The organism is Chamaesiphon polymorphus CCALA 037 (genome assembly GCF_003003845.1).
GTDB classification, from domain to species: Bacteria; Cyanobacteriota; Cyanobacteriia; order Cyanobacteriales; family Chamaesiphonaceae; genus Chamaesiphon; species Chamaesiphon polymorphus.
In genome coordinates, this window is record NZ_PVWO01000323.1 from 1 (window position 1) to 6,861 (window position 6,861).

General features: G+C 49.5%; 7 protein-coding genes and 1 pseudogene. 6 read left to right on the forward strand and 2 right to left on the reverse strand.

Annotated features, from left to right (window positions below; genetic code table 11):
• On the reverse strand, positions 1 to 602 hold a 602-nt coding region (lepB, locus tag C7B77_RS20375), incomplete at its 3' end, for a signal peptidase I (RefSeq protein ID WP_106309073.1).
• 69 nt (positions 603 to 671) lie between these two features.
• Here lepB and carA point away from each other — a divergent pair.
• The 5 genes from carA to C7B77_RS20400 all read left to right on the forward strand — a co-directional run bounded on the left by carA (position 672) and on the right by C7B77_RS20400 (position 5,216).
• On the forward strand, positions 672 to 1,826 hold the full coding sequence (carA, locus tag C7B77_RS20380; RefSeq protein ID WP_106309076.1) for a glutamine-hydrolyzing carbamoyl-phosphate synthase small subunit: 1,155 nt from the start codon (positions 672 to 674) through the stop codon (positions 1,824 to 1,826).
• Between the two features lie 325 nt (positions 1,827 to 2,151).
• Positions 2,152 to 2,496 carry an STAS domain-containing protein gene (locus C7B77_RS20385; RefSeq protein ID WP_219892219.1) on the forward strand — a complete coding sequence of 115 codons (345 nt, stop codon included), beginning with the start codon at positions 2,152 to 2,154 and terminating at the stop codon, positions 2,494 to 2,496.
• A 422-nt stretch (positions 2,497 to 2,918) separates the two neighbouring features.
• Positions 2,919 to 3,311 carry a Mini-ribonuclease 3 gene (locus C7B77_RS20390; protein WP_245894286.1) on the forward strand — a complete coding sequence of 131 codons (393 nt, stop codon included), beginning with the start codon at positions 2,919 to 2,921 and terminating at the stop codon, positions 3,309 to 3,311.
• Between the two features lie 17 nt (positions 3,312 to 3,328).
• Entirely contained in the window at positions 3,329 to 4,825 is a 1,497-nt protein-coding gene (rlmB, locus tag C7B77_RS20395) for a 23S rRNA (guanosine(2251)-2'-O)-methyltransferase RlmB (protein ID WP_106309085.1), read from the forward strand.
• A 94-nt stretch (positions 4,826 to 4,919) separates the two neighbouring features.
• The gene (locus C7B77_RS20400; protein ID WP_106309088.1) at positions 4,920 to 5,216 is read left to right on the forward strand and encodes a DUF1816 domain-containing protein; all 297 of its coding nucleotides are present in this window, start codon (positions 4,920 to 4,922) and stop codon (positions 5,214 to 5,216) included.
• 574 nt (positions 5,217 to 5,790) lie between these two features.
• Here C7B77_RS20400 and C7B77_RS20405 read toward each other — a convergent pair.
• Positions 5,791 to 6,384, reverse strand: coding sequence for a TRAP transporter small permease subunit (locus C7B77_RS20405; RefSeq protein WP_106309091.1), 594 nt, complete (start codon positions 6,382 to 6,384; stop codon positions 5,791 to 5,793).
• A 212-nt stretch (positions 6,385 to 6,596) separates the two neighbouring features.
• On the opposite strand from C7B77_RS20405, the pseudogene C7B77_RS20410 reads away from it, so the two are divergent.
• Positions 6,597 to 6,861: pseudogene (locus C7B77_RS20410) on the forward strand (ABC transporter substrate-binding protein); the annotation flags it as partial.

A 6,861-nucleotide genomic window follows, 5' to 3' on the forward strand; every position in this document is an offset into this window, starting at 1 on the left:
ATATAAACCTTACCATTTTGGATTTTTACTGTTTCACCTGGTAGTCCAATAATCCTTTTGAGAAATTTGTTTGTAAATTTTTCTTGTCTGAGCTGATAGGTGGGGTTGAAAATAATCATATCCCCCCGCTGCGGAGATTGGGTTTTATATGCTGTTTTGTCAATGATAAATCGCTGGTTGATTTTCATTGTCGGTAACATCGAACCCGATGGCATATAGTAAGAAGCCACTACCTCAGAGCATCTTGTGGCTGGTAGCCATCGATCTTCTGAAAAATCTTCAGTGAGCCGATCTAGACTGCCTTGGAGCAGACTTTTAATTAAAGAAACACACAAAGATGCTTGGGGTAATGGAGTATTGGGAGCGATAGGGGGAGAAAACTTGGCACGACACTGTTGGATAATCCGCCGATCCTGTTCTGAAGCTTGCCAATTACCCGCTCTGGCTCTGGAAAGCGCGTCTGCAAATACTTTTTGGCACAAAGATTCCGATAAAATTGGGTTGTCAGTCGAGACATCGCTCCGTGCGGGTCGATCGATTATCGCACCCAGGATTGCTAATAAGAGTGCGATTAGTTGTAAGTATTTCTGAATGGGTAGCATTGGCGATGATAGCGACTAGCTGCGGGATGGTATAATTGCAACCGCCATAATAACCCGTTTGTAAATACTATGTCCGTTTCTGCGGTATTGCCAGCATTATTGGTTCTAGCAGATGGTACAACCTACCAGGGTTGGTCATTTGGAGCGATGGGTACGACCATTGGCGAAGTTGTCTTCAATACCGGGATGACTGGTTATCAGGAAGTACTTACCGATCCCAGCTATAGCGGTCAAATTGTCGTGTTTACTTATCCAGAATTGGGTAATACAGGCGTCAATCCCGACGATGAAGAGTCTCACGCGCCACATGTGCGAGGAGCGATCGCGCGCAATGTCTGCTATCGTCCGAGTAACTGGCGATCGACGGCTTCTTTGCCCAAATACCTCGAACACCATGGTATTCCGGGGATCTATGGAATCGATACCCGCGCGCTGACTCGTAAGTTGCGAGCGGCAGGAGCCATGAATGGGGCGATTTCGACCGAAATTCTCGATCCAGCGGAACTACTCGATCTGGTGCAGTCGGCACCGAGCATGAGTGGCTTAAATCTGGTCGATAATGTTACCACTCAAGAAGTGTACGAGTGGTCGCAACCGAGTGAGGCAATGTGGGAATTTAAACCCGAATCGAGTGCTGGAGATCGCGAACCCTTAACGGTTGTAGCTTTAGATTTTGGCGTCAAGCGCAATATTCTCAAGCGGTTGGCAAGTTATGGTTGTCGGGTAATTGTCGTCCCGGCTAATACCTCCGCTGCCGATATTCTCAAGCACGATCCCGACGGGATCTTCCTCTCCAATGGCCCTGGCGACCCCGCCGCCGTCACTGAAGGGATCGCAACCACTAAAGAGTTATTGAGTGCTGACAAGCCGATTTTCGGCATCTGTATGGGTCATCAAATTCTCGGTCTATCTTTGGGAGCGGAAACCTTCAAACTCAAATTCGGCCATCGCGGACTCAATCAGCCAGCCGGACTCACCCAAACGGTAGAAATTACCAGCCAAAATCATGGCTTTGCGCTGACGGCTGAGTCATTAGGTGCAGATATAGAGATCACGCACCTGAATTTAAACGATCGCACCATTGCTGGATTGCAACACAAAACGCTGCCATGTTTCTCAGTGCAGTACCATCCCGAAGCTAGTCCCGGCCCTCACGATGCCGACTATCTGTTTGCCAAATTCGTCCAGCAGATGCGGGAAGTTAAATCAGGAGATAGAGAGTAGCAGCGTAGAGGTGTTGTTACAATCGGAAGTTAAATCTGTGGGATGCGATCGCTAATTGTGGCGACTCGACTCGCGATCGACGGCCATCGACTCAGTAAGCAAAGGATAAATTTTATCGGGGCATTATTGACTCAAACCTAGCTGTCGCACAATGTTTGATGGATTTGGCACCGATTGGCATCTGTCACCTAAATCGATCGGAAGTTGACAAGATGACCGTAATTTGTGATAAATCCAGAGTATTGTTTAATATCGCCTACAGATAATCATTTATTTTAAGTAAACATTTAAGGAGGCTATTATCGCTGAACCACTAAGCTTAACCGTGAGTCTCCGAGGCACTCGCGAAGTTAAAGATAACTACCAACTCTTCCGCCTCACCGGATTACTCGATGCATTTTCCGAACCAACTTTTAGAAAGGTAATGGACAAATGCGTCGAAGAAGGGCCGATCAATCTGATTTTAGATTTATCCAAAATCGATTTTGTCGATAGCTCGGGACTAGGTGCGCTCGTGCAACTAGTCAAAAAGGCTCAAAGCGTCCAAGGAACAGTCCAAATTGTCACGAATGCGCGGGTAACCCAAACTGTCAAACTCGTGAGATTAGAGCAGTTCTTATCGCTCCAGACTTCTGTCGATGCTGCCTTAGCACGAATTGAAGCCGCATAAAAATAACTGAGATCGGTCATAGTAATGGTGCCGATCTCGCACTAATTAATATTTAGATCGGGGTGCCATCATCGGGTTAGTGGCGTTTTCGCCCTGCCAAGCCGCATCTGCTGAGGCTTCGGTCTTGAATCCAGAACACCTACCCCAGCGCGCGAGGAATGGGGAGAAATTTTGGCGAACTCGTCCTCATTTTCGCTTCAACCGCTACCCAGTCGCAATTGACTGGATAGGTCTGCGATCGTGTAAGATAGAAAACCGCTCATCCGGAATCTTTAGCTGCTAAGTTTAATGTCAAAATCTATCAATTCCCACCAGTTTCGAGAAATCTTGATAAAATCGGAAAGCTGAAGTCAAAATTATCTAGCTAATTAGAGATCGCTGTGGGTGAAACTGAGCTACCACTAAGCTGGCAACAGCCGCATATTTTAGCTATCCACCCCAACCAAGTGCCGCAACTGTCCCCAGCAGCTCTAGCATATTTGGGCGATGCTGTGTACGAACTATACGTTCGCACGAGATTTTTGTTTCCGCCTAAACGTTCTCATGATTATCATCGTCAAGTTGTCGCACAAGTACGTGCTGAAGCGCAGTCTAGTCATCTGCAACTACTCCTACCCCATCTGACATCCGTGGAATTGGATGCCATCCGGCGAGGCCGGAATGCGGCGAATGGTCGTCCGCGTCGCCTCGATCCCGAAGTTTATCAGCAGGCTACCAGTTTTGAGACATTAATCGGTTATCTTCATATTACCGATCCCCCACGGCTGTGGGAGTTACTCGCTCTACTCCCACTCGATCCGACTCCAGCCCCTTAATAATTAGCTAACATCACATGGTATTTAAACCTCGTCGCTCTAGTGGCGGCAAACCTTCCCCACGTCAGGGAGATCGCGATCGTGACGGTTCGGGAAGTGGGGATCGCGATTATCGCCCCAGCCGCAGTTCGGATAGTAGAAGTAGTTCGGACAGATATCGGCCTTACAGCGACGCACCGCGTCGTAACGAAGGTGGGGAATCTGGTTATCGAGGCAAACCCGACGATCGCGCGGGAGATCGTCGTCCGCGTAAGACCGATGGCGCAAACAATTTCGATCGCGATCGCAGCTATCGTCCACGTCCGACTGAAGGGGGATCGAGTTTCGACAGACCCAAGCCCGATCGGAAATTCGGTCGTCAGGATAAGCCCCGCGAGGATCGTCAGGATTGGGGCGTACCTCGTCCGACACGTTCCAAAGATTTCTCACCCCGTCAGGACGGTTATAACCCCCGTGGAGACGATTCCTTCGGCGATCGTCGAGGCGGTCGGGATGGCGAGGATCGCCGCCCCCCTCGGCCTAATTTCAATCGGGACGAGCGTCCGTCCAAATTTGACGATCGCCGTCGGGACGAGCGTCCCGCCAGCTTTGGAGATTCTCATTCTGAGAGGCTCCGCCAACGCCGTCAGGACACTCGTCGCCCAGATTTTGGTGGCAAGCCCAAAGAATGGCAAGATCGCCCGCCCAGCCGTAACAATCGTGGCGGTTGGCAAGATCCCCCCGCACCAGATATCGCCGAAGAAGAAGTTATCGATTATTTGTACGGCAAGCACTCAGTTTTCACCGCGATCGAAAACGAACGACAAATCAATCGGATTTGGGTACTTTCCAAGCTCCGCCACCATCCCGCCTTCTTTACCCTTATCGACCAGGCCAAAGCTAATGGTACGGTAATTGATGAAGTAGACAACCAAAGACTAAACTATCTAGCCAATGGTGGCAATCATCAGGGGATCGTCGCCCAAGTCGCCCCCCATGACTATTTAGAAATCGAAGAACTGATCGCCCAAGCGTTAGCGGCTTCCGATGCACCTGTCATCGTCGTTGCAGACGGCATCACCGATCCTCAAAATCTCGGCTCGATCGTTCGTACCGCCGAAGCTCTGGGCGCGCAAGGCGTTATCATTCCCCAACGTCGCGCAGTCGGGATCACTTCCACCGTGCTGAAAGTGGCCGCTGGCGCACTAGAGCATCTACCTGTCGCTCGCGTCGTCAATCTCAGCCGCGCTTTAGGTCAACTCAAAGAAGCTGGCTTCTGGATTTATGGCACCACGGCTGATGCCGAACAGGCAGTATATACCATCGATTTTACCGATCGACGTCCCGTCGCGCTAGCCATTGGCTCTGAGGGCGACGGACTGAGTTTGCTAACTCAAAAAGGATGCGACCATTTGGTGTCGATTCCATTGAGCGGAAAAACCCCCAGTTTGAATGCTGCCAATGCTGCTGCGATGTGTCTCTATGAAATATCGCGCCAGCGTTTGTCAAATATGTTACGGCTTTCTGAGCGTTAAGCAGATATTTTGGGATTATTTAATATCTAAGCCTTAATATTCTTCAAAGTCCATCAACTTATTAACCTCTTTTGAATCGGCGGAATCTATACCAATGAATATTCAAGATATCTGGAGCAGTGCGCTCCACCTCGTAGGACAAGCTTGGTGGGTCGAAATTACGACGGAACAGCCTCACTGTACCTATTATTTTGGACCGTTCGCAACCGCTGTGGAAGCTGACGAGGCTAAAGTGGGCTATGTGGAAGATTTGGAAGGTGAATCAGCCCAAGGTATTCAGGTAGCGATAAAACGCTGCAAGCCAGTTCAAATGACGATCGATTATGAGGAATCCGCGCAGGAACATTATAAATCGGTCGTCAAAACGCCGATGAGCGGTCAGTATGGCTAGCTAGCAGTCGCTCGACACCAGATTAGTCGAATTATAGATTTAGGGTACTCACGATGGCCGCTACAGCTCGATCGAGCTAGAGGTTGCCCAGGGCGTGGGTACCCTACTTTTTTCGATCGCATCTCTTTGGAGTGGTGCTTAGTTTTGAGTTGCTGGTGCTTGGAGAACCCGGATCTGGGGGAGGCTCCCCCCAGACCCCCCGTTGAGGGGCAGGGTGCCGCCCCTCAAACTCCCCTGCACAAGGGTCGATCTGTTTACGGTGTAGCGCGCTTCGCATTAGCTTCGCAACGGGAGTCAATCTGTGGTATGAGATTTCAGGGCTATTGCCGAGAAAAAGAGCTTAGTAGGGTGGGTACTGCCCACCATCTAGGTTTCAGGGCTATTTCATTCTCCAATTATCGAACCTAATTCAGGATCTGTAGGGGTCGGTTTGCGGCGCATCGAACGGGAGGTTCCCTCCCGTTTGTGTGCGTCAAGACAATCCAAGTAGGCATCGATACTAACAAATAATCTCTCAACAAAACCTACCCTCATCACTAAAATTTTAGAAAGATAAATGGTGCGAGATGTGAGGTTACTCTAGAGGTAAATTTTCGATATCTGCTTGAATGATTTCGGCGGCATGAGGATAGCCTTTATAAACGGCTAGATACTTGATGGCTTGGGCGATCGCTTGGAGTAGTAAAGTTACAAAAGCAACGATAATCATCGTTTTAATTGGGGCGCGGGGCAAACCATCGGCATCTGCGGAGATTTCCCAAGTGCCCCAATTGCCATTGGGTAAGAGTCCCCAAGATTGCAATACGGGATCGAGTGCGACCCAAATTCCTAAAATACAAAAGGGAATTGTAAAGACGATCGTACCGATAAAATCGACTAGGGCTTGTTGTTTGGGAGTCCAATTGGTGTAGAGAAAATCGACTCTTACATTGGCACCGTGTTTGAGAATGTAGGCAAATCCCAGAAAGAACATCATCGAAAATAAATACCACTGCAATTCGATGAGCGCGTTGGAAGATAATTGGATGCCAATCAGTCGCCCTACATACCGAGCGACGACATTGTAAAAACCGACTGAGATCGTGAGGATAACTATCCCCGCAGTCAAACTGCCAATGAACTCGGTGATTTTATCGATCGCGCGCGAAAAGTTTAACAGGGCGCGCATCGTAGCAGGTGCGATCGGGTTAGACAAGAGTTTCGATCTCCCTAAAATGAAGCAGTTGCGCCCCCGATTTTACCAAAGTCTGAGGACAGATCGGCAATCTTGTCGATCGTCGTGGTAGGGCGTGGTTTAACATTAGCTTAGATCGAATGTGGGTGGATTAATTAAATCTCGATCGAGTCAGATCTCTAGTACGGAAGCGCAAGGAGTCACAAGTGAAACGGAAACAATTTGTCAGAGCGGCGATCGCCAGTACGGTCTCAGGGGCAGCTCTGGTGTCGTGTCGCGCGCGAAAAAGGTCTTCAGGATCGGGGAGTGGCTTACCGATAATTAACTGGCAAATGGCGACGAGTTGGCCGATCTCGCTCGATACCATCTTTGGTGGTGCCAAAACCTTTGCCGATCGCTTGGCGGCGATTACGGATGGTAGATTTAAGATTACTCCCCGTCCGGCTGGGGAACTCGCGCCGCCGCTAGAGG

Coding starts and splice junctions, on each gene's coding strand:
- carA (WP_106309076.1), top strand. CDS start 672: ATGTCCGTTTCTGCGGTATTGCCAGCATTATTGGTTCTAGCAGATGGT.
- rlmB (WP_106309085.1), top strand. CDS start 3,329: ATGGTATTTAAACCTCGTCGCTCTAGTGGCGGCAAACCTTCCCCACGT.
- C7B77_RS20400 (WP_106309088.1), top strand. CDS start 4,920: ATGAATATTCAAGATATCTGGAGCAGTGCGCTCCACCTCGTAGGACAA.
- C7B77_RS20405 (WP_106309091.1), bottom strand. CDS start 6,384: ATGCGCGCCCTGTTAAACTTTTCGCGCGCGATCGATAAAATCACCGAG.